The 24,590-nt window shown below is 57.9% G+C and carries 21 protein-coding genes, 1 tRNA gene and 1 other RNA gene; 14 read left to right on the top strand and 9 right to left on the bottom strand.

What is annotated here, in order from left to right; genetic code table 11:
- Positions 1-154: 154 nt before the first annotated feature.
- The 6 genes from hemA to kdsA are packed head-to-tail and all read left to right on the top strand — an operon-like array spanning position 155 to position 5,469.
- Positions 155-1,411 (top strand): glutamyl-tRNA reductase, encoded by a 1,257-nt coding sequence (gene hemA, locus SOM48_RS19305; RefSeq protein WP_076770332.1) that lies wholly within the window; start codon positions 155-157, stop codon positions 1,409-1,411.
- A 43-nt stretch (positions 1,412-1,454) separates the two neighbouring features.
- Positions 1,455-2,537 carry a peptide chain release factor 1 gene (gene prfA / locus SOM48_RS19300; RefSeq protein WP_076769944.1) on the top strand — a complete coding sequence of 361 codons (1,083 nt, stop codon included), beginning with the start codon at positions 1,455-1,457 and terminating at the stop codon, positions 2,535-2,537.
- A complete protein-coding gene (prmC, locus tag SOM48_RS19295; protein WP_320512807.1) occupies positions 2,537-3,367 on the top strand; it encodes a peptide chain release factor N(5)-glutamine methyltransferase in 831 nt (276 codons plus the stop codon). Before prfA ends, prmC begins: the two co-directional genes overlap by 1 nt.
- Before the next feature lie 15 nt (positions 3,368-3,382).
- The gene (sirB2, locus tag SOM48_RS19290; protein ID WP_023478628.1) at positions 3,383-3,775 is read left to right on the top strand and encodes an invasion regulator SirB2; all 393 of its coding nucleotides are present in this window, start codon (positions 3,383-3,385) and stop codon (positions 3,773-3,775) included.
- Between the two features lie 3 nt (positions 3,776-3,778).
- Positions 3,779-4,588, top strand: coding sequence for an invasion regulator SirB1 (gene sirB1, locus SOM48_RS19285; protein WP_023478892.1), 810 nt, complete (start codon positions 3,779-3,781; stop codon positions 4,586-4,588).
- A 26-nt stretch (positions 4,589-4,614) separates the two neighbouring features.
- Positions 4,615-5,469, top strand: a complete 855-nt coding sequence (gene kdsA / locus SOM48_RS19280) for a 3-deoxy-8-phosphooctulonate synthase (RefSeq protein ID WP_076769943.1) — start codon at positions 4,615-4,617, stop codon at positions 5,467-5,469.
- A 43-nt stretch (positions 5,470-5,512) separates the two neighbouring features.
- Here the strand turns inward: kdsA and chaA are convergent, their stop codons facing one another.
- A complete protein-coding gene (chaA, locus tag SOM48_RS19275; protein WP_054803465.1) occupies positions 5,513-6,607 on the bottom strand; it encodes a sodium-potassium/proton antiporter ChaA in 1,095 nt (364 codons plus the stop codon).
- 275 nt (positions 6,608-6,882) lie between these two features.
- Between chaA and chaB the strand changes: the two genes are divergently transcribed.
- Both chaB and SOM48_RS19265 read left to right on the top strand, forming a co-directional pair.
- Complete coding sequence (chaB, locus tag SOM48_RS19270) at positions 6,883-7,113, top strand: putative cation transport regulator ChaB (RefSeq protein WP_023478915.1); 231 nt, start codon at positions 6,883-6,885, stop codon at positions 7,111-7,113.
- Between the two features lie 171 nt (positions 7,114-7,284).
- Positions 7,285-7,983, top strand: a complete 699-nt coding sequence (locus SOM48_RS19265) for a gamma-glutamylcyclotransferase (protein WP_128482853.1) — start codon at positions 7,285-7,287, stop codon at positions 7,981-7,983.
- A gap of 9 nt (positions 7,984-7,992) precedes the next feature.
- Here SOM48_RS19265 and SOM48_RS19260 read toward each other — a convergent pair whose 3' ends face one another.
- From SOM48_RS19260 to SOM48_RS19245, 4 genes are all read right to left on the bottom strand, one after another.
- Positions 7,993-8,238 (bottom strand): DUF1883 domain-containing protein, encoded by a 246-nt coding sequence (locus tag SOM48_RS19260; RefSeq protein WP_023478761.1) that lies wholly within the window; start codon positions 8,236-8,238, stop codon positions 7,993-7,995.
- 199 nt (positions 8,239-8,437) lie between these two features.
- A complete protein-coding gene (locus SOM48_RS19255; protein ID WP_320512806.1) occupies positions 8,438-10,222 on the bottom strand; it encodes a methyl-accepting chemotaxis protein in 1,785 nt (594 codons plus the stop codon).
- Positions 10,223-10,330: 108 nt separating this feature from the next.
- Positions 10,331-10,684 carry a DsrE/DsrF/TusD sulfur relay family protein gene (locus tag SOM48_RS19250; RefSeq protein ID WP_124968185.1) on the bottom strand — a complete coding sequence of 118 codons (354 nt, stop codon included), beginning with the start codon at positions 10,682-10,684 and terminating at the stop codon, positions 10,331-10,333.
- A 71-nt stretch (positions 10,685-10,755) separates the two neighbouring features.
- Positions 10,756-11,271 carry a YbhB/YbcL family Raf kinase inhibitor-like protein gene (locus SOM48_RS19245; RefSeq protein ID WP_241658834.1) on the bottom strand — a complete coding sequence of 172 codons (516 nt, stop codon included), beginning with the start codon at positions 11,269-11,271 and terminating at the stop codon, positions 10,756-10,758.
- A 195-nt stretch (positions 11,272-11,466) separates the two neighbouring features.
- Here SOM48_RS19245 and SOM48_RS19240 point away from each other — a divergent pair, with 195 nt between their 5' ends.
- Positions 11,467-12,879, top strand: a complete 1,413-nt coding sequence (locus SOM48_RS19240) for a YchO/YchP family invasin (RefSeq protein ID WP_320512850.1) — start codon at positions 11,467-11,469, stop codon at positions 12,877-12,879.
- Here the strand turns inward: SOM48_RS19240 and narL are convergent, their stop codons facing one another.
- A complete protein-coding gene (gene narL, locus SOM48_RS19235; protein ID WP_200135307.1) occupies positions 12,880-13,530 on the bottom strand; it encodes a two-component system response regulator NarL in 651 nt (216 codons plus the stop codon).
- Positions 13,523-15,325, bottom strand: a complete 1,803-nt coding sequence (gene narX, locus SOM48_RS19230) for a nitrate/nitrite two-component system sensor histidine kinase NarX (protein ID WP_288879802.1) — start codon at positions 15,323-15,325, stop codon at positions 13,523-13,525. The genes narL and narX overlap by 8 nt, the downstream gene beginning before the upstream one ends.
- Positions 15,326-15,633: 308 nt before the next feature.
- On the opposite strand from narX, the gene SOM48_RS19225 reads away from it, so the two are divergent.
- The 5 genes from SOM48_RS19225 (at position 15,634) to narI (ending at position 24,079) form a co-directional block, all read left to right on the top strand.
- The gene (locus tag SOM48_RS19225; protein WP_320512805.1) at positions 15,634-17,025 is read left to right on the top strand and encodes a NarK family nitrate/nitrite MFS transporter; all 1,392 of its coding nucleotides are present in this window, start codon (positions 15,634-15,636) and stop codon (positions 17,023-17,025) included.
- A gap of 394 nt (positions 17,026-17,419) precedes the next feature.
- Positions 17,420-21,163 (top strand): nitrate reductase subunit alpha, encoded by a 3,744-nt coding sequence (locus tag SOM48_RS19220; RefSeq protein ID WP_320512804.1) that lies wholly within the window; start codon positions 17,420-17,422, stop codon positions 21,161-21,163.
- Positions 21,160-22,695 (top strand): nitrate reductase subunit beta, encoded by a 1,536-nt coding sequence (gene narH, locus SOM48_RS19215; RefSeq protein ID WP_320512803.1) that lies wholly within the window; start codon positions 21,160-21,162, stop codon positions 22,693-22,695. The genes SOM48_RS19220 and narH overlap by 4 nt, the downstream gene beginning before the upstream one ends.
- The gene (narJ, locus tag SOM48_RS19210) at positions 22,692-23,402 is read left to right on the top strand and encodes a nitrate reductase molybdenum cofactor assembly chaperone (RefSeq protein WP_076769938.1); all 711 of its coding nucleotides are present in this window, start codon (positions 22,692-22,694) and stop codon (positions 23,400-23,402) included. The genes narH and narJ overlap by 4 nt, the downstream gene beginning before the upstream one ends.
- Positions 23,402-24,079, top strand: a complete 678-nt coding sequence (narI, locus tag SOM48_RS19205) for a respiratory nitrate reductase subunit gamma (protein WP_320512802.1) — start codon at positions 23,402-23,404, stop codon at positions 24,077-24,079. Before narJ ends, narI begins: the two co-directional genes overlap by 1 nt.
- Positions 24,080-24,316: 237 nt before the next feature.
- Here narI and SOM48_RS19200 read toward each other — a convergent pair.
- Positions 24,317-24,447, bottom strand: a non-coding RNA gene (locus SOM48_RS19200) — RtT sRNA.
- A gap of 44 nt (positions 24,448-24,491) precedes the next feature.
- Positions 24,492-24,576 (bottom strand) — tRNA-Tyr (locus SOM48_RS19195).
- Positions 24,577-24,590: the final 14 nt, after the last annotated feature.

The following is a 24,590-nucleotide window of genomic DNA, read 5'->3' as shown; positions in this document are numbered from 1 at the left end:
TAGCGCCGCACAGAAAGAGCGTCTACGTTCACGTTGTCTTAAATCATAAAAAGACCAATTACTCCGAAAGGATAGTCTCCCTTTTATTGACTGGGCTCATCCTGTATGATGCGTGCAGTCTAACCTTATCAACGTTGGTACTATTCCCGCGCCCATGACCCTTTTAGCACTCGGCATCAACCACAAAACAGCACCTGTTGCGTTGCGAGAACGTATTGCGTTTTCGCCGGAAACGCTTGACCAGGCGCTGGAAAGCCTGTTGGCGCAACCGATGGTGCAGGGGGGCGTGGTGCTCTCAACCTGTAACCGCACCGAGCTCTATCTGAGCGTCGAAGAGCGGGAGAACTTACAGGAAGCGCTGGTGCGCTGGCTCTGCGATTATCACCATTTACGTGAAGATGAGGTTCGTCAGAGCCTCTACTGGCACGAAGATAACGACGCCGTCAGCCATTTAATGCGCGTGGCGAGCGGGCTTGATTCGCTGGTGCTCGGTGAGCCGCAGATCCTCGGTCAGGTGAAAAAAGCCTATGCCGACTCCCATCGCGGACACGGGAATGCCAGCGAGCTGGAGCGCATGTTCCAGAAATCCTTCTCTGTCGCCAAGCGCGTGCGCACGGAAACCGATATCGGCGCCAGCGCCGTGTCGGTCGCTTTTGCTGCCTGTACCCTGGCGCGGCAGATCTTTGAATCCCTGTCGACGGTTACCGTGCTGCTGGTCGGCGCGGGCGAGACCATTGAACTGGTAGCTCGCCATCTGCGCGAGCACAAAGTACAAAATATGATCATCGCCAACCGCACCCGCGAGCGCGCGGAGCTGCTGGCGAATGAGGTCGGGGCGGAAGTGATCGACCTGAGCGAAATCGATGAGCGCCTGAAAGATGCTGATATCGTCATCAGTTCGACCGCCAGCCCGCTGCCGATTATTGGCAAAGGGATGGTCGAGCGGGCGATGAAGGCGCGTCGCAATAAGCCGATGCTGCTGGTGGATATCGCCGTTCCGCGCGACGTTGAGCCGGAAGTGGGTGAAATTGCCAACGCCTATCTCTACAGCGTCGACGATCTGCAAAGCATCATTCAGCACAACCTGGCGCAGCGCAAAGCCGCGGCGGTGCAGGCGGAAACTATCGTCGCCCAGGAGACCAGCGAGTTTATGGCCTGGCTGCGCGCGCAAAGCGCCAGCGAGACGATTCGCGACTATCGCAGCCAGTCAGAACAGGTTCGCGATGAGCTGACGGCAAAAGCGCTCGCTGCGCTGGAGCAGGGCGGCGATCCGCAGACCATTATGCAGGACCTGGCGTGGAAGCTGACCAACCGTTTGATCCACGCCCCAACCAAATCTCTTCAGCAGGCCGCCCGTGACGGGGATGACGATCGCCTGCATATTCTGCGCAACAGCCTCGGGCTGGATTAGCACACCACACTCCTGATAATTACTAAAAGGTGCCTTTACGCCTATGAAGCCTTCTATCGTTGCCAAACTGGAAGCCCTGCATGAACGCCATGAAGAAGTTCAGGCGCTGCTGGGCGACGCGCAAACCATTGCCGATCAGGATCGCTTCCGCGCCCTGTCGCGCGAATATGCGCAGCTGAGCGACGTTTCCCGCTGTTTTACCGACTGGCGACAGACGCAGGACGATATCGAGACCGCGCAGATGATGCTCGAGGACCCCGAAATGCGCGAAATGGCGCAGGAGGAGTTACGCGACGCGAAAGAGAAAAGCGAGCAGCTTGAGCAGCATTTACAGGTGCTGCTGCTGCCGCAAGATCCCGATGATGAGCGCAACGCGTTTGTCGAAGTCCGCGCCGGTACCGGCGGGGATGAAGCCGCGCTGTTTGCCGGCGATCTGTTCCGCATGTACAGCCGTTATGCCGAGGCTCGCCGCTGGCGCGTTGAGATCATGAGCGCCAACGAAGGCGAGCATGGCGGCTATAAAGAGGTGATTGCCAAAATCAGCGGCGACGGCGTCTATGGTCGACTGAAGTTTGAATCGGGCGGGCACCGCGTGCAGCGCGTCCCGGCCACCGAATCGCAGGGGCGTATTCACACCTCCGCCTGTACCGTTGCGGTGATGCCGGAGCTGCCGGAAGCGGAGCTGCCGGATATCAACCCGGCGGATCTGCGTATCGATACCTTCCGCTCCTCCGGCGCGGGCGGCCAGCACGTTAACACCACCGACTCGGCGATCCGTATTACCCACTTGCCGACCGGCATTGTTGTCGAGTGCCAGGATGAGCGTTCGCAGCACAAAAACAAAGCCAAAGCGCTCTCGGTGCTGGGCGCGCGCATTCGCGCGGCTGAAGTGGCAAAACGCCAGCAGACGGAGGCTTCCACGCGCCGTAACCTGCTCGGCAGCGGCGATCGCAGCGACCGCAACCGCACCTATAACTTCCCGCAGGGGCGTGTGACCGATCACCGCATCAACCTGACGCTCTACCGTCTGGATGAGGTAATGGAAGGCAAGCTTGATGCACTGATCGAGCCGATCGTGCAGGAGTACCAGGCCGACCAGCTGGCGGCGCTCTCCGAGCAGGATTGATGGAGTATCAACAGTGGTTGCGCGAGGCAGTCAGCCAGCTGCAGGCCAGTGAAAGCCCGCGGCGCGATGCCGAGATCCTGCTCGGCTTTGTCACCGGCAAAGCGCGCACCTTTATTCTCGCCTTCGGTGAAACGCCTCTTACGGACGAGCAGCAGGAGCAGCTTGCTGGGTTACTGGCCCGGCGCGTGCGCGGCGAGCCGGTGGCGCATCTGATTGGCGAGCGCGAGTTCTGGTCGCTGCCGCTGTTTGTCTCGCCCGCGACGCTGATCCCGCGTCCCGATACCGAGTGTCTGGTCGAGCAGGCGCTCGCCCGGCTTCCCGCCGCGCCGTGCCGCATCCTTGATTTGGGTACCGGCACCGGTGCGATTGCGCTGGCGCTGGCCAGCGAGCGGCCAGATTGCCAGGTCACCGCTGTCGATCTCATCCCTGACGCGGTCGCGCTGGCGCAGCGTAACGCCGATCATCTCGGTATCCGCAATATCGAGATTGTGCAGAGCCGCTGGTTTAGCGCCCTTGAGGGGCAGCAATTTTCGCTTATCGTCAGCAACCCCCCCTATATTGATGCGCAGGATCCCCATCTGGCGCAGGGCGATGTGCGCTTTGAACCGCTCAGCGCATTGGTGGCGGCGGATAATGGCCTTGCTGATCTGCATACATTGATTAAAGATGCACCGCGCTACTTACTGCCGCAGGGCTGGCTGTTGCTTGAGCATGGCTGGCAGCAGGGTGCGGCGGTGCGCGAGATTTTTGCCCGCTACGGCTGGCAGCAGGTAGAAACCTGCCGGGATTATGGTGATAACGAACGCCTGACGCTGGGACGGCGGCCGTAACGGGAGCAACAGGGAATGTGCCTCTTTAACATCCTGATTACGTTACATTTGACGTCGGTGGCGCTGACCATTAGCCTGTTCACCCTGCGTTACTGGTGGCGCTGGAGCAACAATCCCCGCTTTCAGGCGCGTTGGGTGCGGGTATTACCGCATATTGTCGACAGCGTTTTGCTGCTCAGCGGCGTGGGGTTGATAGCTCTGACCGGCTATTTGCCTTTTACTGTTAAAGGCGCATGGCTGACTGAAAAGCTGTTTGGCGTTATCATCTATATCGTTTTGGGTTTTATTGCGCTCGGGCGACATCGTCCGCGCGGCCAGCAGGCAGGTTTTATCGCCTTTATGCTGGGGCTGGTGGTGCTGTACATCATCATTAAACTCGCCGCCACAAAAGTACCGATACTGGGGTAAGACATGAGGTCGTTAGCTGATTTCGAATTTAACAAAGCGCCATTATGCGACGGGATGATCCTTGTTTCCGAGCTGATACGCGATGATTTTCCTTCACAATACGTACAAGACGAACTGGAGCATCTGCTCGCGCTTGCCCGTGAAGAGATCAGTCAGGCAAAGCCTCAGGAGCATCAACTGGAGGAGCTCCTCGCGCTGTTTTACGGCGAATGGGGCTTCAAAGATACCCGCGGCGTCTACCGTCTCTCCGATGCGCTGTGGCTGGATAAAGTGTTGCAGAACCGCCAGGGCAGCGCCGTGTCGCTGGGGGCGATTCTGCTGTGGGTCGCCGGGCGGCTCAATATTCCGCTGACTCCGGTTATTTTCCCGACGCAGCTGATTCTGCGCGGAGAGTGGCTGGATGGCGAAATGTGGCTGATTAACCCGTTTAATGGCGACACGCTGGACGAACATACGCTCGAAGTTTGGCTGAAGGGCAATATCAGCCCGGTGGCCGAGCTGTTTAACGAAGACCTTGATGAGGCAGACAACGCTGAAGTGATCCGCAAACTGCTGGATACCCTGAAGTCGGCGTTGATGGAAGAGCAGCAGATGGAGCTGGCCCTGCGCGCCAGCGAAGCGTTACTGCAGTTCAATCCGGAAGATCCGTATGAGATCCGCGATCGCGGGCTGATTTATGCGCAGCTGGACTGCGACCACGTGGCGCTGCATGACTTAAGCTATTTTGTCGAGCAGTGCCCGGAAGATCCAATCAGCGAAATGATCCGCGCGCAGATCAACACGATTTCCCATAAACAGATTACCCTGCATTAAGCATTCACACTCGATAAGGCGATTTTATGAAACAAAAAGTGGTCAGCATTGGCGACATCAACGTGGCGAACGATCTGCCGTTCGTGCTGTTCGGCGGCATGAACGTGCTGGAATCCCGCGATTTAGCCATGCGCATTTGTGAGCACTACGTCACCGTGACCCAGAAGCTGGGCATTCCGTACGTGTTCAAAGCCTCTTTCGATAAAGCCAACCGCTCTTCCATCAAGTCCTATCGTGGACCGGGTCTGGAAGAGGGGATGAAGATTTTCCAGGAGCTGAAGCAGACCTTCGGCGTCAAGCTGATCACCGACGTGCACGAAGCAAGCCAGGCCCAGCCGGTCTCCGAAGTGGTGGATGTGATCCAGCTTCCGGCCTTCCTTGCCCGCCAGACCGATCTGGTGGAAGCGATGGCGAAAACCGGCGCGGTGATTAACGTCAAAAAACCGCAGTTCGTAAGCCCGGGCCAGATGGGCAATATCGTCGACAAATTTATCGAGGGCGGTAACGACAAAGTTATCCTCTGCGATCGCGGCGCGAACTTCGGTTATGACAACCTGGTGGTCGACATGCTCGGCTTCAGCGTGATGAAAAAAGTCTCCAACAACTCGCCGGTGATCTTTGATGTGACCCACGCGCTGCAGTGCCGCGACCCGTTTGGCGCCGCTTCCGGCGGCCGTCGTGGTCAGGTCGCCGAGCTGGCGCGCGCGGGCATGGCAACCGGTCTTGCCGGTCTGTTTATTGAAGCGCACCCGGATCCGGATAACGCCAAGTGCGATGGCCCGTCGGCACTGCCGCTGGCGAAGCTGGAGCCGTTCCTGCAGCAGATCAAAGCGATTGACGATCTGGTGAAGAACTTCGACGAGCTCAACACCGAAGCGTAAAAGAAAAACCCCGCGAAAGCGGGGTTTTTTGTATCCGAATAACTCAGGCGAAGATGGTCATCAGGTAGGCGGCAAACAGTGCCAGATGCGCCGCGCCGTTAAGCACATTGGTGCGCCCGGTCGAGAAGGAGATCTGGCACAGCATCAGTGATGCCACCATCACAATCATCTCCGGCGCATCGAGGCCGAACACCAGATCATTGCCGGTGAACCAGGCAATCAGCGTCACCACCGGTACGGTCAGCGAGATGGTTGCCAGCACCGAACCGAAGAAGAGATTCATCGCGCGCTGCACCTGGTTGTTCAGCACCGCTTTTAACGCGCCCAGCCCTTCCGGCGAGAGGATCAGCAGCGCGACGAGGAAGCCGGTAAAGGCCACCGGGGCATTCACTTCCGTCAGCAGCGCTTCCAGCGGCTGCGCGTTCATCTTGGTCACCGCAATTACCGCAATCAGATGCACAATCAGCCATGCGGTGTGCCAGAAATTACCGTGCGCCGACGGCTTACCGTGGTGCGGATCGTCGCCGTCATCTTCATGCTCATAGACAAACAGGCTCTGATGGGTTTTGGTCTGGATCAGCAAAAACACGCCATACATCGCCGCCGAGATGAGCGCCACCAGCAGTGCCTGGCCGGTGGTGAAGTTCGCTTCCGGCAGCGCCATCGGAAAGACCAGCACGATAATCGCCAGCGGAAAGAGGGCGATCAGATACTGCTTGATGCCAAACAGATTGACGTACTGCGTGGCAAACTTACGCCCGCCCAGCAGCAGCGAGAAACCCACCAGCCCGCCGGTGACAATCATAATGATAGAGTAGAGCGTATCGCGCATCAGTGTTGGCGCGGCATCGCCGGTCGCCATCAGCGCCGAGATGAGGCTCACTTCGAGGATAACGACGGAGAGGCTCAGAATTAACGAGCCGAAAGGTTCGCCCAGACGGTGGGCAAGAACGTCAGCGTGGCGCACCACGCTAAAGGCGCTGGCTAAAATCCCGACCAGCGCCAGCACATTGATTCCGACTATCGCCGGCAGTGACTGCGAGCTTCCCCAGAAGAGCAGCACGGCCAGCGCCAGCACCGGGAAAATGAGCGTGGTCTCCTTGTGGCGGGTTTTAACCGCCTCGTGGGTTGTTGTCATTATGATTCTCCTCAGAGGGCAGTGTTGTTGAAGTATAGATAAAGAATGCAAGGTGATTAAAATAGCAAAAAAGTCGCATTTACGTGGTCATTTTTACCTATTTTTACGGCAGTAAAATTTTTTCTGTTTTAAAGCCTCGAAAATTGCTGTTTTGTGGAAATAATGAAATATAAACATAATGATAGTTAAATTAAAAAGTCATTTATGGTCCATGCCTGGCGCTCAGGCAGGTTGTCGACCAGACTTAACCTTTTAGCCCAAGAAGGAGCAGAAAAGTGCCATATAAAGCAAAATCCGAGCTGCCCGACAGCGTGCAACATGTGCTTCCTGCCCACGCGCAGGAGATCTATAAAGAGGCCTTTAACAGCGCCTGGGATCAATACAAAGATAAAGATGACCGCCGCGGCGATGCCAGCCGGGAGGAGACGGCGCACCGCGTCGCCTGGGCGGCGGTCAAAAATGAGTATGAGAAGGGAGATGACGACAAGTGGCATAAGAAGAAATAGCGCGTAGCAGCGCCACCTTCGCCATTTATAGCTTTATTCGATGGATTGATGCTGTTGCATGCGGCGCGTGAATTGCATATCGTCATATGGCGCTGCGTTGAAACGACGGCGTATGTCGGGAGGGCAGCAGTAAAGCAGTCGCAAGGACGCAGGCAGTGGCGGAGGTAAAAGATGTTAACGCGTGATTTCTTGCGAACGGCCGATTGCAAAACGGCGTTTGGCGACATAGAAGAGTCGTTGTTGTGGTCGGCTGAGCAGCGGGCGTCCTCGCTGGCGGCGACGCTGGCCTGTCGGCCGGATGATGGCCCGGTGTGGCTTTTTGGCTACGGTTCGCTGATGTGGAACCCGGCAATGGAGTTCGATGAATCCTGCCCGGGAACGCTGGTCGGCTGGCATCGCGCTTTCTGTTTGCGCCTCACTGCCGGGCGAGGTACCGCGTGTCAGCCAGGGCGCATGCTTGCACTGAAAGAGGGCGGGCGCACCACTGGCGTGGCTTACCGGCTGTCGGAAGAGAGCCTGCACGACGATCTGACGCTGCTGTGGAAACGGGAGATGATCACCGGCTGCTATCTGCCGAGCTGGTGCAAACTTTCGCTCGACGATGGCCGCGTAGTCAACGCGCTGGTGTTTATTATGGATCCGCGCCACCCGCTCTATGAGTCAGATACCCGCGCGCAAACCATCGCGCCACTGATCGCGGCCGCCAGCGGCCCGCTTGGCACCAATGCCCAGTACCTCTTCTCCCTTGAGCAGGAGCTGATTAAGCTCGGCATGCACGATGACTGCCTGAATGAACTGGTGGGACGAGTGCGTATGCTGCTGGAGGGGGACAAACCAGGCCCGGAAATGGTGCCTGGTTTTGCCTGCTAAGGATGACGTTTACGCCGCAACATAGCTGATCGAGTGCTCCAGCGACTGGCTGTGGCTGTCGATCAGCACGCTCCAGATGCCGCTGTAAGGCACCGAAAGATAGGCGCTGGCGCGGTTCTGGACACTCAGAATATCCGCCTGCGCATTCGGCCTGCGGCTCTTCTCACACATCAGATGGATATGGCAATTTTCAGAACAGCGAACCACCACCGTATCCCCGCCAAACAGTTTTAAACTTGCTTTTACTACCGCCATTTTTTTAACCCCGTCATTTGAATAACGCCATCCCTGCGTGATGTTGTTCACAAAACACTCCGTGCATCACACCAAACGACCGTTAGCCAGATGCTGATTTTGATCAACAAATGACGTAAGGATTAAACAAAAATAACAATCTGCGGCGAGGGGGGAGATCCGGCGCGCGAAATCGTAGTCTTCACGCGCCGGTAAAAGATTAAATGCGGAAATGTCCGGCGGTGTCGGCAAGTTCACCCGCTTGCGCGCGCAGCGCCCCGGCAGCGGCGGTTGACTCGACGACCAGCTCGGCGTTCTGCTGCACCATACGGTCAAGATTTATCACCGCATGATTAATCTCCTGAATACCTTTCATCTGCTCGCTGGTGGCGACGGTGATTTCGCGCATGATCACCGATACGCTGTCGATGCTGGTGACGATATCCGTCATGCTGTCGCCCGCCAGCCGCACATAGCGCGAGCCGGTGGCAACGCTGTCGGTGGTGGAGTCAATCAGCGTTTTAATCTCCTTCGCTGCCTGCGCGCTGCGGCTGGCGAGATTACGCACTTCGCCGGCCACTACCGCAAAGCCACGACCCTGTTCACCGGCGCGCGCCGCTTCCACCGAGGCGTTAAGCGCGAGGATATTGGTCTGGAAGGCGATGGCATCAATAACGCTGGTAATATCGCCAATCTTCGCCGAGGCGACTTCAATCGACTGCATGGTGTTAATGGCCTGCGTCACCACCTGACCGCCGCGCGAAGCGGCTTCTGATGCGACATGCGCCTGGGTATTCGCCTGCGCTGCGGCATCGGTGGATTGCGCGACCGACGCGGTGATCTGCTCTACGGCGCTGGCGGTTTCACGCAGGCTGGAGGCCGCCTGCTCCGTGCGCCCCGAGAGATCCTGGTTCCCGGCGGCAATCTCCTGCGCCGCCAGCTGCACCGAGTGGGTGGAGTCGCGCAGTTTCACCATCACCACCGCCAGCTTATCGCTGAAGGCGTTAAAGGCGTGGGCGATTTGCGCCACTTCATCGTTACCGCTCTCCGGCAGGCGCTGGGAGAGGTCGTTGGTGCCGCTGCTGATGGCGTTCATCGCATCGCGGATCACCACCAGGCGTTTAAGCAGCGCTGCGACCATCCACTGCATCAATGCCCCGGCAATAATTACCAGCACAATAAGCGACACGGCGGAGGCTTTTAACTGGGCGCGCAGACCGGCGGTGGCGTCATCCCCATCGAGGGCGACCACCAGCAGCCAGTCGGTTCCTTTTACCCGGCTGGCTAACAGCGACTTCTCATTCCCGGCATACTCGCCAGAGACGGTTTTCCCGCTGCTCAGCTCAGCAAAGGAGACGCCATGAATGGCGTCAGAGAAGGGCTTCATCGTCAGCTTTTCGTCAGCGGCGGCAATCACTGAGCCATTGCTGGCAAGCAGCATACCGTTGCTGTGCGGCGTCGGGCTGATGCCGCGCACGTTAGCCACCACGCTGGTCATCGAGACATCCCCGGCGACCACGCCCTTCAGCGTGCCGTTCTCTTTTACCGGCACGGCAAACGTCACCACCAGTTGACCGGTGCTGGCATCAACATAGGGGGCGGTGACGACCGGCGCATCGGCTTTCACAGCCTGCTGATACCACGGGCGAATGGTCGGATCGTAATCCGCCGGGACGCCGCCGGGATCGGAGAACTTGGCGATTTTGCTGGCGTAGCCAACGTAGACGTTGATAAACCCGCCGGCGCGGGCAATTTGGGCAAATACCGGTACTGGATCGTCCGTTAAGGCGACGCTTTGCAGAGAGGCGATCATCGCGGTTTTGCTGGCGACCCAGTCGGCAATGGCAATGCCATGGCTGTCACGGGTACTGGAGAGAATATCCTGCTGGGTTTGCTGGTTGTGCTGGCGTGTAACCTGGTAGTTGATGATGGTGTTAAGCAGTAAGGCGACAGTAAGACAACCTGCCGTCGCCGCCATAATACGGGCCTTGATCGATGTGAACATTTTTATTGTACCTGCTGTGTTTGTCTTAAGTGGCTATCGGCAACACAGCAGGCAAACTTGATGACTCGACGCCATCCATAAGTAAATTGTATTAAACTCGCCGTTCCATTAGAAAGTTAATACTTTGTCTGCCGCCAGCGTCCACTGCGCCAGCTCGACAAGGGTACCGATCTCCACGCCTTCGACCAGCGGCAGGGCGCTGACGCCACGTCCGTCGGCGCAGGTCTTGCACAGTTTCACCGGCACGCCCTGGGCGGTAAGGATCTCCAGCATCTGCTGAATGTTATAGCCCTCAGCGGGCTTCTGGCCGCGCAGCCCGGCGGTCACCGCATCGGACATTAAAAACAGCTTCAGCTCGACAGGCTCCTCCTGTTCGCGCAGCGCAATTGCCAGCCGCAGGCTGTTAAACAGCGATTCACTTCCATAGGCCGCACCATTGGCGATGATCACAACGTTTTGCATTGTCACTCCTTCGATTAACCGTAGCGAAAAGGGCTATGCTACTGCGTCGCGCGGGCGGCGCAAAGGTAAAATCACTGCCCGAAGCGGCCAATCAGCCCGGCGGCGGCAAGGGCGTTGCCTTTAAGCTTGCTGAAAAGCTCCTCGCGGGTCAGCCCCTCCTCTAAGGTCGGTGGCAGTGAGGTGGCAATAAGGGTGAAGGTGTAGTGATGCGCGCCGCTGCCAGGCGGCGGGCAGGGGCCATGCCAGCGGAAATTGCCGGGCGTGTTTTTCCCGCCGGTAAAGCCTTTGCCATCGCGCAGCGCGTTTTGCGCAAAGCCCGCAGTGGAGGGCGAGATGTTATAGGCCACAAGATGCGTTACACCCAGCCCGCGTGCGCCCTCCGGATCGTGCACGATCAGCGCAAAACTCTGCGTGTTAGTCGGCGCGTTACTCCACACCAGCGCTGGCGAGAGGTTTTCGCCGGTGCAGTTGGGGTTGTTGCTGGCGTTACCGGCGAATTTTTTCTCCATCATCGCGTTATCGGCAAAGGCCGGGGATTGCAGTGCGAAGAGGGGAGTGGCGCTAGCCTGCGCGCCGCAGAGCAGCATCCAGCCGCACAGCAGAGTTATTTTTGTTTTCATGACGCGTCTCTCGTGACAAGGATGCATTAACTGTAGCCGCAGCGAGGCGCGTCGATTAGGGATTTTCCTGATATATCGCCAGCGGCTGTAATCGCCCGCTAAAACCGCTAGACTAAGTGACTTACTTCACAAATTTAGCCCAGGAACCCCGTAAACGTCGTGATGCGCCGCTCCTTTACCTCTCCACTTCTCTCCCTTCTTGCCTGTTTAGTGGCGGGAGGCGATGCCCATGCGCTGCAGAGCAAATATGTGCAGCAGGCGGAAAACCCGTTCGATAACAATGGCGACGGCCTGCCGGATCTCAGCATGGCACCCGAAACGGATGCGCAAGAGAAACACTTTGCCGAGGTGGCGAAAGCGTTTGGCGAAGCGAGCATGACCGATAGCGATCTCAGCGCCGGCCAACAGGCGCGCCAGTTTGCCTTTGGCCAACTGCGCGATGTGGTGAGCGGCGAGGTCAATCAGCAGGTGGAGTCCTGGCTTTCGCCGTGGGGCAACGCCACCGTCGATATGAAAGTGGATAACGAAGGGCAGTTTAACGGCAGTCACGGCAACTGGTTTGTGCCGTTGCAGGACAATAACCGCTATCTGAGCTGGAGCCAGCTGGGCCTCACGCAGCAGGATAGCGGGCTAATAGGTAACGTGGGTCTCGGGCAGCGCTGGGTCGCCGGCGACTGGCTGCTCGGCTACAACACCTTTTACGACACCCAACTGGAAGAGAATACCGGCCGCGCCGGGTTTGGCGCGGAAGCGTGGGGCGAATACCTGCGTCTGTCGGCCAACTACTACCAGCCGGTGAGCCACTGGCGTTATGACACGGCGACGCAGCAGCAGCGCATGGCGCGCGGCTATGATGTGACGGCACAGGCACGGCTACCGTTCTACCAGTACGTCAACACCAGCGTCAGCGTGGAGCAGTACTTTGGCGACAGTGTCGATCTGTTTGATAGCGGCACCGGTAATCACAATCCGGTCGCCGTTAAACTGGGGGTCAATTACACTCCGGTGCCGCTGGTGACCATCACCGCCGAGCATCGCCAGGGGGAGAGCGGGGTAAGCCAGAACGATCTGGGGTTAAAACTCAACTACCGCTTTGGCGTGCCGCTGCATAAACAACTCTCGCCATCTGAAGTCGCCGTCAGCCGCTCGCTGCGCGGCAGCCGCTACGATAGCCCGACGCGCAACAATCTGCCGGTGTTTGAATACCGCCAGCGCAAGACCCTCTCCGTCTTCCTGGCGACGCCGCCCTGGGATCTACAGCCGGGTGAGACGGTGGCGCTTAAGCTGCAAATTCACAGCACGCATGGTATTCGCAGCCTGACCTGGCAGGGCGATACCCAGGCGCTGAGCCTGACGCCGCCGGTGAATGCGCGCAGCGGCGATGGCTGGACGTTGATTATGCCGCGCTGGGACAGCAGCGAAGGGGCGAGCAACAGCTGGACGCTGTCGGTGCTGGTGGAGGATGAGAAGGGGCAAAAAGTGGAGTCCAACACCATTGTGCTGAAACTGACCGAGCCGGTGATCCCACCGGCAACGGAAGGCGGTACGGACTGGTCGCTACCAGCCGCGCCGTGATCAGAAAACCCGCTCCTGGTGTACCCAGACCGCCGCTTCGACGCGGGATTTAAGCTTCATCTTTTTCAGCATATGTTTGACGTGCACTTTCACCGTGCTCTCGGTGATATCCAGGCGGCGGGCAATCATCTTGTTCGGCAGCCCCTGGGCGATCAGTTTCAGGATGTCGCGCTCGCGCGGCGTTAACTGGGAGATATCACGATCGGTGGTCGCGCGGTTAGCGCGCAAGCTGGCCGCCAGCACCGGGGTCAGCGCCTCGCTCAGCACCATTTCGCCTGCCGCCGCCTGCTGTAACGCCTTCAGCAAATCTTCCGGCTCCATATCTTTCAGCAGGTAGCCATCGGCGCCGCGCTTGAGGGCGGTGACCACATCCTCTTCATGATTGGAGACGCTGAACACCACGATGCGCCCGGAAAGGGTTTTTTCCCGCAGCTTGTCGAGGGTTTCCAGCCCGTTCATGCCCGGCATATTGAGATCGAGCAGGATCAGGTCCGGGTCCAGCGACTCCGCCAGTTCAATGCCTTGCTCCCCGTTGCTCGCCTCGCCAACGACGCTGATGTCATGGGCCATGCTAATTAACTGCTTCACACCGGTACGCAGCATCGGATGGTCGTCGATCAGCAGGATAGTTGCCGGATCCTGATTACTCATGGTTATCTCCTTGCATGGATGAGAGAAACGTTTCGGGTATAAACGTCACGACAACGTCAGTCCCCCCGGAGGCTCCGGGACGCACCTGGCAGTCGCCGCGCAGGCTTTGCGCGCGGTCACGCATAATAATTAATCCGTAGTGGTTGGTCCGTTCCGCATTGTCCGGGATCCCGCACCCGTTATCGCTGATGCGTAATACCACCCGGTTTTCCTGTTGTTGCACGGCGACGCTGACCGCGGTAGCGCCGGAGTGTTTTAACGCATTGCTCAGCGCCTCGCGGGCGATCTGCAACAGATGAATGGCCTGATGCGCCGGGACAACGCGCGGCGGAAGCTGGTAATCAAGCCGCACGTCGAAGCCAAAATGGGCGCTGTACTCCTGACAGCTGGACTCCAGCGCCGGGCGCAGACCCGGCTCGGTGAGCTGTAAGCGGAAAGTGGTCAGCAGCTCACGCAGCTGCGCCCATGAGGTATTGAGTTCGTTGCGGATCTGGCTCAGCAACTGGCGGCTGCTCTCGGGGATTTCGTCGCCCTGCATCTGCAAACAGCTGACCTGCATCTTCATACAGGAGAGGGACTGAGCGATGGAGTCATGCAGCTCGCGGGCAATGGTCGCGCGCTCCTCCATCACCATTAATTGCTGCTGGCGATCCTGATGGCGATCCAGCGCCAGCGTGGCGGTAAGCTGTTCAACCAGAGTATCAACCAGCTGCTGCTGGTCATGGCTTAAATGGCGGCCCGGCGGCAGCTTTGCCAGCAGCAAACCGTACTGCATATGGGCATCCGCCAGCCGCCATTTGAGCGTTGAGCCAATACCGGTCGATTCAATCAGCTTACCGTCGCGCGGGCAGAGGTGGCAGCCTTTCACGTCGCAACTGGCCGTCGACTGGCAGGTAAACTCCTGGTGATTCTCTTCATCTTCCAGGTCATAAACCCGCAGTTCAATATCGTGCAGCAGGGTCAGATTCTGTAAGCCGTTGAGCACCGGCGAGAGGCGCTCACACATCGGAATGCGTGAATGCAGGCGGTGGTTGGCCTGCCATAAGAAGGAGAGGATTTCGTTTTTCTGCTCAAGCCCGGCGGTCTTCTCCTGTACGCGCCGCTCAAGCACCGCGTAGCTCTCGCCCAGCTCCGCAGACATATTGTTAAGCGCCTCGCCAAGCGTTGCCATCTCGTTGCCACCGCTGATATGGGCGCGCTGGGTAAAATCTCGCTGGCTGACGGCGCGCGCCATATGCAGCAGCTGCTGCCACGGACGGAGCAGACGCGCCCGCAGCCACACCAGCGCAATCAGGATCAGCAAGCCCATCAGAATCGCCATCACCCGGTGCAGCACCACCACTTCGGCGATGCGGTGCTCGGTATTGCTGTCGAAAGCGGAGACCAGTTTATCGATGCGCCCAACGAAGACGGCGATAATCTCCGCGACCTGCGCCGGCTGCCGGGCATCTTTAATCGCCGGGATCACCACGTTGTGCCAGTAGGTTTGCAAATCAGCAAGCTGTGCCTGCTGGCCATCGCGTTTTGCCGCCAGCGCCAGTTCGGGGCTGAAAGCGGTGTGCTCCATCTCATCTAACAGATATTGCTCGCTTTCCTGCAGCGGGATGGCCGACATCAGCCGGTAGCTCTGCATACGCAGCGAACCCGCTTTGTTGATGGCGTGCGCGCTGCCCTGAACGCCCTGCACCAGCCAGCCTGAGACCGCCATACCGGTCACGCCAATCAGCGTGGATAACAGCATCAGTACGGCCAGTTGGCTGACCAGCGACATCGGTGAAAAGAGGCGTTTAAGCATGGGGAAATGAGACTCCTTGGCCGCGAAAGGTGCGGGTGGCGTTATTGTCAGCTATCGCCTGGAGTATACCCATACCCACAAAGAGTTACTCCTTTATTGCCAGCGTGGTTACATTTGGAGGGGCAAACGACCCGGCAGCGGTCAGCGCTGTGAAAAACCACACCTTTTTTAGCGTTAAACGCTACTCATAAATGAGCATGATGTTTTTTTGCGCTTTATAACGCCAGCTTTTCCTTTGATTTATATCAACTTAACGCGCGCCACAGAAATTAATGTGGCAGGCATCAAACTGCACATCAGAGGTGTCTATGCATCAAACATCCGTTCCGGATTCGCGTTCGTCATCACGGGTTATTTCCGAGTGGCGTCCCGAAGATCCGGCTTTTTGGCAGCAGCAGGGGCAGCAGATTGCCAGCCGCAATCTGTGGATCTCCGTGCCCTGCCTGCTTTTAGCGTTCTGCGTCTGGATGCTGTTTAGCGCAGTGGCGGTAAATCTCCCCAAAGTGGGCTTTCAGTTCACCACAGACCAGCTGTTTATGCTGACGGCGCTGCCGTCGGTCTCCGGCGCGCTGCTGCGTGTACCGTACTCCTTTATGGTACCGGTGTTTGGCGGTCGTCGCTGGACGGCATTCAGCACCGGCATTCTGATTATCCCCTGCGTCTGGCTCGGTTTTGCGGTGCAGGATATCTCCACGCCATTCACCACATTTATCATTATCTCCCTGCTGTGCGGTTTTGCCGGGGCGAACTTTGCCTCCAGCATGGCGAACATCAGCTTCTTCTTCCCGAAAGAGAAGCAGGGCGGGGCGCTTGGCATCAATGGCGGCTTCGGCAACCTTGGTGTCAGCGTGATGCAGTTGATTGCGCCGCTGGCGGTCTCGTTCTCCATCTTTGCTGCCTTTGGCGGCGGTGGCGTAACCCAGCCTGATGGCACCATGCTCTACCTGCAAAACGCAGCGTGGATTTGGGTGCCGTTCCTGGCGGTGTTTACCCTGGCGGCATGGTTCGGCATGAACGAACTGGCGACCTCGAAAGCCTCCCTCAGCGCGCAATTGCCGGTGCTGAAGCGCTCGCATTTGTGGATCATGAGCTTCCTCTACCTGGCGACTTTCGGCTCGTTTATCGGCTTCTCCGCTGGCTTTGCGATGCTGTCAAAAACCCAGTTCCCGGAGGTGCAGATCCTGCACTTTGCCTTCTTCGGGCCGCTGGTTGGCGCGCTGGCACGTTCCGCAGGCGGCGCGATTTCCGACCGTCTTGGCGGAACGCGCGTGACGCTGGTGAACTTTGTGGTGATGGCGATCTTCAGCGCCTTGCTGTTCCTGACGCTGCCGTCGAACGGCGAGGGCGGCAACTTCACTGCCTTCTTCTGCGTCTTCCTGGTGCTGTTCCTCACCGCCGGGCTGGGCAGCGGCTCCACCTTCCAGATGATCTCCGTTATCTTCCGTAAGATGACCATGGAGCGGGTGAAGAACGCGGGCGGTAGCGAGAGCGACGCGATGCGTGAAGCTGCGACGGAAACGGCGGCCGCGCTGGGCTTTATCTCGGCGATTGGCGCGATTGGTGGCTTCTTTATCCCGAAAGCGTTTGGTACCTCGCTGGCGCTGACCGGCTCACCGGCGGGTGCGATGAAAGTGTTCCTTGTGTTCTATATCGCCTGTGTGGTGATCACCTGGGCGATATACGGGCGTAAAAAACAATAATAAATGTAGTGTGTTGATTATCATTGCGCGGCTTCGGTCGCGCATTTTTTTGCCCTCTCCATAGTTACAACATACTGATGATTTTACAGTGCCTGCTTCGGCCGGCACTGTGACCGCTATCGCATCGCAGCGGCGTCTACCCCTTAATACCTGGATACCGGGATAAATCTGAATAATTCAGTAACTAAATATAATATATTTATGTGAATCAGTTAGTTACGTGAAAATCATCGATAACTCTTTGGGAGTACTCCGTTGTCAGCGCATAAATGGCGCGCTATGGCGGCTTGATCATCATCAATTCTCGTTGTCTTTGCGGGGGTTACCTTCGCGGCAAATGCAGCAATGTCGATTTAGCCAGAGAGCCGCACAGGCTCCAACAGGAGAACCCCCGATGAGTAAATTCCTGGACCGGTTTCGCTACTTTAAACAGAAAGGCGAAACCTTTGCCGATGGGCACGGCCAGCTCGTAAACACCAACCGGGACTGGGAGGATGGATACCGCAGCCGCTGGCAGCACGACAAAATCGTGCGCTCTACCCATGGCGTAAACTGCACCGGCTCGTGCAGCTGGCAGATTTTCGTCAAGAACGGCCTGGTCACCTGGGAAACCCAGCAAACCGACTACCCGCGTACCCGTCCTGATATGCCGAACCACGAACCACGCGGCTGTCCGCGCGGGGCGAGCTACTCCTGGTATCTTTACAGCGCCAACCGCCTGAAATACCCCCTGATGCGTAAACGCCTGATCAAACTCTGGCGTGAAGCGAAAACGCAGCACAGCGATCCGGTGAATGCCTGGGCTTCTATCATTGAAGATGCGGATAAAGCGAAGAGCTTTAAACAGGCGCGCGGACGCGGTGGCTTTGTGCGCTCCTCCTGGCAGGAGGTAAATGAACTGATTGCCGCCTCTAACGTCTACACCGTGAAAACCTACGGCCCGGACCGCGTGGCTGGCTTCTCACCGATCCCGGCAATGTCGATGGTCTCTTACGCCTCCGGCGCACGCTATCTGTCGCTGATTGGCGGCACCTGCCTGAGCTTCTACGACTGGTACTGCGACTTGCCGCCTGCCTCACCGCAGACCTGGGGCGAGCAGACCGACGTGCCGGAATCCGCTGACTGGTACAACTCCAGCTATATTCTCGCCTGGGGCTCTAACGTGCCGCAGACCCGTACCCCGGATGCGCACTTCTTTACCGAAGTTCGCTACAAAGGAACTAAAACCGTCGCGATTACTCCGGACTACGCGGAAATCGCCAAGCTGTGCGATTTGTGGCTGGCGCCGAAGCAGGGCACCGATGCGGCAATGGCGCTGGCGATGGGGCACGTGATGCTGCGTGAATTCCACCTTGATAAGCCGAGCCAGTACTTCACCGATTATGTCCGTCGCTACACCGACATGCCGATGCTGGTGATGCTGGAAGAGCGTGATGGCTACTACGCCGCGGGCCGCATGCTGCGCGCCGCCGATCTGGTGGATGCACTGGGCCAGCAGAACAATCCGGAGTGGAAAACCGTCGCGCTGGATAGCGAAGGCAATATGATCGCGCCGAACGGCTCGATTGGTTTCCGCTGGGGCGAAAAAGGGAAGTGGAACCTCGAGCAGCGCGATGGCGGCAACGGCGCGGACGTTGAGCTGACCCTCAGCCTGCTGGGCAAACACGATGACGTTGCACAGGTTGGCTTCCCCTACTTTGGTGGTGACAACACCGAGCACTTCCAGGGCGTCACGCTGGATAACATCCTGCTGCACAAACTGCCGGTCAAACGCCTGCAACTGGCGGATGGCAGCAGCGCGCTGGTGACCACCGTTTATGACCTGAATATGGCCAACTACGGTCTGGATCGCGGCCTGGGTGATGAAAACTGCGCCAGCCGTTATGACGAAATCAAAGCTTATACACCGGCCTGGGCGGAAAAAGTGACCGGTGTGCCGCAGGCGCAGATTATCCGCGTTGCCCGCGAGTTTGCCGAGAACGCCGATAAAACCCACGGTCGCTCGATGATCATCGTCGGTGCCGGGATGAACCACTGGTATCACCTCGATATGAACTATCGCGGGCTGATTAACATGCTGGTCTTCTGTGGCTGCGTCGGTCAGAGCGGCGGCGGTTGGGCGCACTATGTTGGCCAGGAAAAACTGCGTCCGCAGACCGGCTGGCAGCCGCTGGCCTTTGCCCTCGACTGGCAGCGCCCGGCGCGCCATATGAACAGCACCTCCTACTTCTATAACCACTCCAGCCAGTGGCGCTATGAAACGGTGACGGCGCAAGAGTTCCTCTCGCCGATGGCGGATAAATCCCGCTACAGCGGCCATCTGATTGACTTTAACGTCCGCGCCGAGCGTATGGGCTGGCTGCCTTCTGCACCGCAGTTGGGTACTAACCCACTGCGCATTGCCGCCGAAGCGGAAAAAGCTGGCATGTCAGCGGTGGACTACACCGTCAAATCCCTGAAAGAGGGTTCGCTGCGTTTCGCCGCTGAGCAGCCGGAAAACGGCAAAAACCATCCGCGCAACCTCTTTATCTGGCGCTCCAACCTGCTTGGCTCCTCCGGGAAAGGGCATGAGTACATGCTGAAATATCTGCTCGGCACCGAGCACGGTATCCAGGGCCAGGATCTGGGCAAACAGGGCGGCGTGAAGCCGGAAGAGGTGGAGTGGCAGGATAACGGCCTCGACGGCAAACTCGACCTGGTGGTGACCCTCGACTTCCGTCTCTCCAGCACCTGTCTCTACTCTGACATTGTGCTACCGACCGCGACCTGGTATGAGAAAGACGATATGAATACCTCGGATATGCATCCGTTTATTCATCCGCTCTCTGCCGCCGTCGACCCGGCGTGGGAATCAAAAAGCGACTGGGAAATTTATAAAGGCATCGCCAAATCCTTCTCTGCGCTCTGCGTCGGACATTTAGGCAAAGAGACCGACGTCGTGACGCTGCCGATTCAGCATGACTCCGCCGCCGAGCTGGCGCAGCCGCTGGGCGTGAAGGACTGGAAAAAAGGCGAGTGCGATCTTATCCCGGGTAAAACTGCACCGCACATTATTCCGGTTGAACGCGATTACCCGGCAACCTACGAGCGCTTTACCTCTATCGGCCCGCTGATGGAGAAAATCGGTAACGGTGGGAAAGGCATCGCGTGGAATACCCAGAGCGAAATGGATCTGCTGCGCAAGCTCAACTACGTGAAAGCGGATGGCCCGGCGAAAGGCCAGCCGATGCTTAACAGCGCCATCGACGCGGCAGAGATGATACTCACCCTTGCCCCGGAAACCAACGGCAACGTAGCGGTGAAAGCCTGGGCGGCGCTGAGTGAATTTACCGGTCGCGACCATACGCATCTGGCGCTGAATAAAGAAGATGAGAAGATCCGCTTCCGCGATATTCAGGCGCAGCCGCGCAAAATTATCTCCAGCCCAACATGGTCTGGCCTGGAAGATGAGCATGTCTCTTACAACGCCGGTTATACCAACGTTCATGAGCTGATTCCATGGCGTACGCTCTCTGGCCGTCAGCAGCTCTATCAGGATCACCAGTGGATGCGTGACTTTGGCGAAAGCCTGCTGGTCTACCGCCCGCCAATCAATACCCGTTCGGTAAAAGAGATGCTGGGCGTGAAAGGCAACGGCTACCCGGAAAAAGCGCTTAACTTCCTGACGCCGCATCAGAAGTGGGGGATCCACTCCACTTATAGCGACAACTTGCTGATGCTGACGCTTGGTCGCGGCGGCCCGATTGTCTGGCTGAGTGAAACCGACGCCAAAGAGATGGGCATTGCTGATAACGACTGGATCGAAGTCTTTAACAGCAATGGCGCACTCACCGCCCGTGCGGTGGTCAGCCAGCGCGTACCGTCCGGTATGACGATGATGTACCACGCCCAGGAGCGCATTGTGAACCTGCCAGGTTCGGAGATCACCGGTCAGCGCGGCGGCATTCACAACTCGGTCACGCGTATTACGCCGAAACCGACGCACATGATTGGCGGCTACGCGCAGCTGGCCTACGGCTTTAACTATTACGGCACGGTCGGGTCCAACCGCGATGAGTTTGTGGTGGTACGTAAGATGAAAAACATTAACTGGTTGGATGGCGAAGGCAATGACCAGGTACAGGAGAGCGCAAAATGAAAATTCGTTCACAAGTCGGCATGGTGCTGAATCTCGATAAGTGCATCGGCTGTCATACCTGTTCAGTCACCTGTAAAAACGTCTGGACCAGCCGCGAAGGGATGGAGTACGCGTGGTTTAACAACGTCGAAACCAAACCGGGCACCGGCTTCCCGACCGACTGGGAAAACCAGGAGAAGTGGAAGGGCGGCTGGATCCGTAAAATCAACGGAAAGCTGCAGCCGCGTATGGGGGGCCGCGCGATGCTGCTGGGTAAAATCTTCGCTAACCCGCATCTGCCGGGCATCGATGACTACTACGAGCCGTTTGATTTTGACTATCAGAACCTGCATAACGCGCCGGAAAGCAAGCATCAGCCGATTGCGCGTCCGCGCTCGCTGATCACCGGCCAGCGCATGAACAAAATCAGTGCCGGCCCGAACTGGGAAGACGATCTCGGCGGCGAATTCGAGAAGCTGAGCCGCGATCAGAACTTCGAAAACATGCAGAAGGCGATGTACGGCCAGTTCGAAAACACCTTCATGATGTATCTGCCGCGCCTGTGCGAACACTGTCTGAACCCGGCCTGTGTCGCCACCTGCCCGAGCGGTGCCATCTATAAACGTGAAGAAGATGGCATTGTGCTGATCGATCAGGATAAATGCCGCGGCTGGCGCATGTGCGTTACCGGCTGCCCGTACAAAAAAATCTACTTCAACTGGAAGAGCGGCAAGTCTGAGAAGTGCATCTTCTGCTATCCGCGTATCGAAGCGGGCATGCCGACGGTCTGCTCTGAAACCTGCGTAGGGCGTATTCGTTACCTCGGCGTACTGCTGTATGACGCGGATGCGATTGAGAACGCGGCCAGCACCGAAAATGAGAAAGACCTCTATCAGCGTCAGCTGGATGTCTTCCTCGATCCGCACGATCCGGCGGTGATCGCTCAGGCACTGGAAGATGGCGTACCGCAGAGCGTAATCGATGCGGCACAGAAATCGCCGGTCTACAAAATGGCGATGGACTGGAAGCTGGCGCTACCGCTGCACCCGGAATACCGCACGCTGCCGATGGTCTGGTATGTGCCGCCTCTGTCACCGATTCAGTCCGCTGCCGATGCGGGCGAGATGGGCAGCAACGGCATTCTGCCGGACGTCGAGAGCCTGCGCATTCCGGTGCAGTACCTGGCGAACCTGCTGACTGCCGGGGATACCCAGCCGGTGCTGCTGGCGCTGAAACGTATGCTGGCGATGCGTCACTTTAAACGGGCTGAAACCGTCGACGGCGTGATTGATACCCGTGCGCTGGAAGAGGTGGGTCTGACGGAAGCGCAGGCGCAGGAGATGTACCGCTATCTCGCCATCGCCAACTACGAAGATCGTTTTGTGGTGCCGTCCAGCCATCGTGAACTGGCGCGTGAAGCCTTCCCGGAGAAGAGCGGGTGTGGCTTTAGCTTCGGCGATGGGTGTCATGGTTCAGATAACAAATTCAACCTGTTCAACAGCCGCCGCATCGATGCGGTGAATGTGACAGTGAAAACGGAGCCGCACGCATGATTGAACTGGTGGTTATCTCCCGCCTGCTTGAGTACCCGGATGCTGCCCTGTGGCAGCATCAGCAGGAGCTGTTTGACGCGCTGGCCTCTGGCGACAATCTGTCGAAAGCGGATGCCCAGCAGGTTGGTATCTTTTTACGTGACCTGACGTCGCAGGATCTGCTCGATGCCCAGGCCACCTACAGCGAGCTGTTCGATCGCGGTCGCGCCACCTCGCTGCTGCTGTTTGAACATGTGCACGGTGAATCGCGCGATCGTGGCCAGGCGATGGTGGACCTGCTGGCGCAGTATGAGCGCCACGGGCTGCAGCTCGACAGCCGCGAGCTGCCAGACCATCTGCCGCTCTACCTGGAGTATCTGGCGCAGTTACCAGCCGCTGAAGCGATTGGCGGTTTACAGGATATCGCGCCGATTCTGGCACTGTTACAGGCGCGCTTACAGCAGCGTGAAAGTCACTATGCCTCGCTGTTTGACGCGCTGTTGACGCTGACGAAAACCGAGGTGGATAACGCGCAGGTGGCTGAAAAAATTGCCGGCGAAGCGCGTGACGATACGCCGCAGGCGCTGGACGCAGTGTGGGAAGAGGAGCAGGTGAAGTTCTTTGCTGAACAGGGCTGTGGCGATTCTGACATTACTGCGCACCAGCGTCGTTTTGCCGGTGCCGTTGCGCCGCAATATCTGAATATCTCAACAGGAGGAGAGCGCTAATGCACTTCCTTAATATGTTCTTCTTTGACATCTATCCCTATATGGCGGGCGCAATCTTCCTGATTGGCAGCTGGCTGCGGTATGACTATGGACAGTACAGCTGGCGCGCGGGCTCGAGCCAGATGCTCGACCGTAAAGGGATGAACATCGCGTCGAACCTGTTTCATTTAGGCATCCTCGGGATTTTTGCCGGTCACTTCCTTGGCATGCTGACGCCGCACTGGATGTACGAATCCTTCCTGCCGATTGAAGTGAAGCAGAAGATGGCGATGATCGGTGGCGGTGCCAGCGGCGTGCTGTGCCTGGTCGGCGGCCTGATGCTGCTCAAACGCCGTCTCTTTAACCCGCGTATTCGTGCCACGTCGACGGCGGCAGATATTCTGATCATGACCCTGCTGATGGTGCAGTGTACGCTCGGCCTGCTGACCATTCCGTTCTCCGCGCAGCATATGGACGGCAGCGAAATGATGAAGCTGGTGGCCTGGGCGCAGTCTGTGGTGACCTTCAATACCGGTGCCTCCGCGCATCTTGATGGCGTTGCCTTTATTTACCGCGTGCATCTGGTGCTCGGCATGACGCTGTTTGTGCTCTTCCCGTTCTCACGTCTGGTGCATATCTGGAGCGCGCCGGTAGAGTATTTAACGCGTAAATACCAGATTGTCCGCGCCCGCCGCTGATAACGATGGTTGACGATGATAAACCCTGCTTCGGCAGGGTTTTTTGTTTTCGGCGCGGTGCGGTTTGCGTGCCGGATGGCGGCTGCGCCTTATCCGGCCTACGGGGTGGCACGATGCAGAACCGGGCATTTTGCACGATTCAACATTGGGCGCTGATTTCGTAGGCCTGATAAGCGAAGCGCCATCAGGCAATGGTGAGGTTGCAGAACTGGTAAATATAAAAGAAGGGTTGCGGAATAAGCTGGGGGGAAGAATTACTCGTCGCTGCGCTCCTCGCCCTTCGGGTCGTTGCCTGCGGCAACGCTCTCTCGCGATGCTCGAGTCGAACCTTAGTCGAAGCTTCTCAGCCTTCCCCGAATGGAGAATATGAGGTAATGGAACAGGTGATTTGATTGGGGAGTTATTTAGAAGATGGTGGTGGGGGAAGGATTCGAACCTTCGAAGTCGATGACGGCAGATTTACAGTCTGCTCCCTTTGGCCGCTCGGGAACCCCACCACGGGGTTACTACA

The sequence above is a fragment of the Kosakonia sp. CFBP8986 genome, from assembly GCF_034044935.1.
GTDB lineage: Bacteria > Pseudomonadota > Gammaproteobacteria > Enterobacterales > Enterobacteriaceae > Kosakonia > Kosakonia cowanii.
Note: the sequence above shows the minus strand (reverse complement) of the source record. Positions and strands in the feature narration are given on the sequence as shown.

What these genes read in the sequence shown, in the direction of transcription:
- narI (WP_320512802.1), top strand. Translation starts at nt 23,402, where the DNA reads ATGCACTTCCTTAATATGTTCTTCTTTGACATCTATCCCTATATGGCG.
- kdsA (WP_076769943.1), top strand. Translation starts at nt 4,615, where the DNA reads ATGAAACAAAAAGTGGTCAGCATTGGCGACATCAACGTGGCGAACGAT.
- narH (WP_320512803.1), top strand. Translation starts at nt 21,160, where the DNA reads ATGAAAATTCGTTCACAAGTCGGCATGGTGCTGAATCTCGATAAGTGC.
- SOM48_RS19260 (WP_023478761.1), bottom strand. Translation starts at nt 8,238, where the DNA reads ATGGCGGTAGTAAAAGCAAGTTTAAAACTGTTTGGCGGGGATACGGTG.
- SOM48_RS19225 (WP_320512805.1), top strand. Translation starts at nt 15,634, where the DNA reads ATGCATCAAACATCCGTTCCGGATTCGCGTTCGTCATCACGGGTTATT.
- SOM48_RS19265 (WP_128482853.1), top strand. Translation starts at nt 7,285, where the DNA reads ATGTTAACGCGTGATTTCTTGCGAACGGCCGATTGCAAAACGGCGTTT.
- prmC (WP_320512807.1), top strand. Translation starts at nt 2,537, where the DNA reads ATGGAGTATCAACAGTGGTTGCGCGAGGCAGTCAGCCAGCTGCAGGCC.
- SOM48_RS19250 (WP_124968185.1), bottom strand. Translation starts at nt 10,684, where the DNA reads ATGCAAAACGTTGTGATCATCGCCAATGGTGCGGCCTATGGAAGTGAA.
- sirB1 (WP_023478892.1), top strand. Translation starts at nt 3,779, where the DNA reads ATGAGGTCGTTAGCTGATTTCGAATTTAACAAAGCGCCATTATGCGAC.
- SOM48_RS19255 (WP_320512806.1), bottom strand. Translation starts at nt 10,222, where the DNA reads ATGTTCACATCGATCAAGGCCCGTATTATGGCGGCGACGGCAGGTTGT.
- SOM48_RS19245 (WP_241658834.1), bottom strand. Translation starts at nt 11,271, where the DNA reads ATGCTGCTCTGCGGCGCGCAGGCTAGCGCCACTCCCCTCTTCGCACTG.
- narL (WP_200135307.1), bottom strand. Translation starts at nt 13,530, where the DNA reads ATGAGTAATCAGGATCCGGCAACTATCCTGCTGATCGACGACCATCCG.
- narX (WP_288879802.1), bottom strand. Translation starts at nt 15,325, where the DNA reads ATGCTTAAACGCCTCTTTTCACCGATGTCGCTGGTCAGCCAACTGGCC.
- SOM48_RS19220 (WP_320512804.1), top strand. Translation starts at nt 17,420, where the DNA reads ATGAGTAAATTCCTGGACCGGTTTCGCTACTTTAAACAGAAAGGCGAA.
- sirB2 (WP_023478628.1), top strand. Translation starts at nt 3,383, where the DNA reads ATGTGCCTCTTTAACATCCTGATTACGTTACATTTGACGTCGGTGGCG.
- narJ (WP_076769938.1), top strand. Translation starts at nt 22,692, where the DNA reads ATGATTGAACTGGTGGTTATCTCCCGCCTGCTTGAGTACCCGGATGCT.
- SOM48_RS19240 (WP_320512850.1), top strand. Translation starts at nt 11,467, where the DNA reads ATGCGCCGCTCCTTTACCTCTCCACTTCTCTCCCTTCTTGCCTGTTTA.
- prfA (WP_076769944.1), top strand. Translation starts at nt 1,455, where the DNA reads ATGAAGCCTTCTATCGTTGCCAAACTGGAAGCCCTGCATGAACGCCAT.
- chaA (WP_054803465.1), bottom strand. Translation starts at nt 6,607, where the DNA reads ATGACAACAACCCACGAGGCGGTTAAAACCCGCCACAAGGAGACCACG.
- hemA (WP_076770332.1), top strand. Translation starts at nt 155, where the DNA reads ATGACCCTTTTAGCACTCGGCATCAACCACAAAACAGCACCTGTTGCG.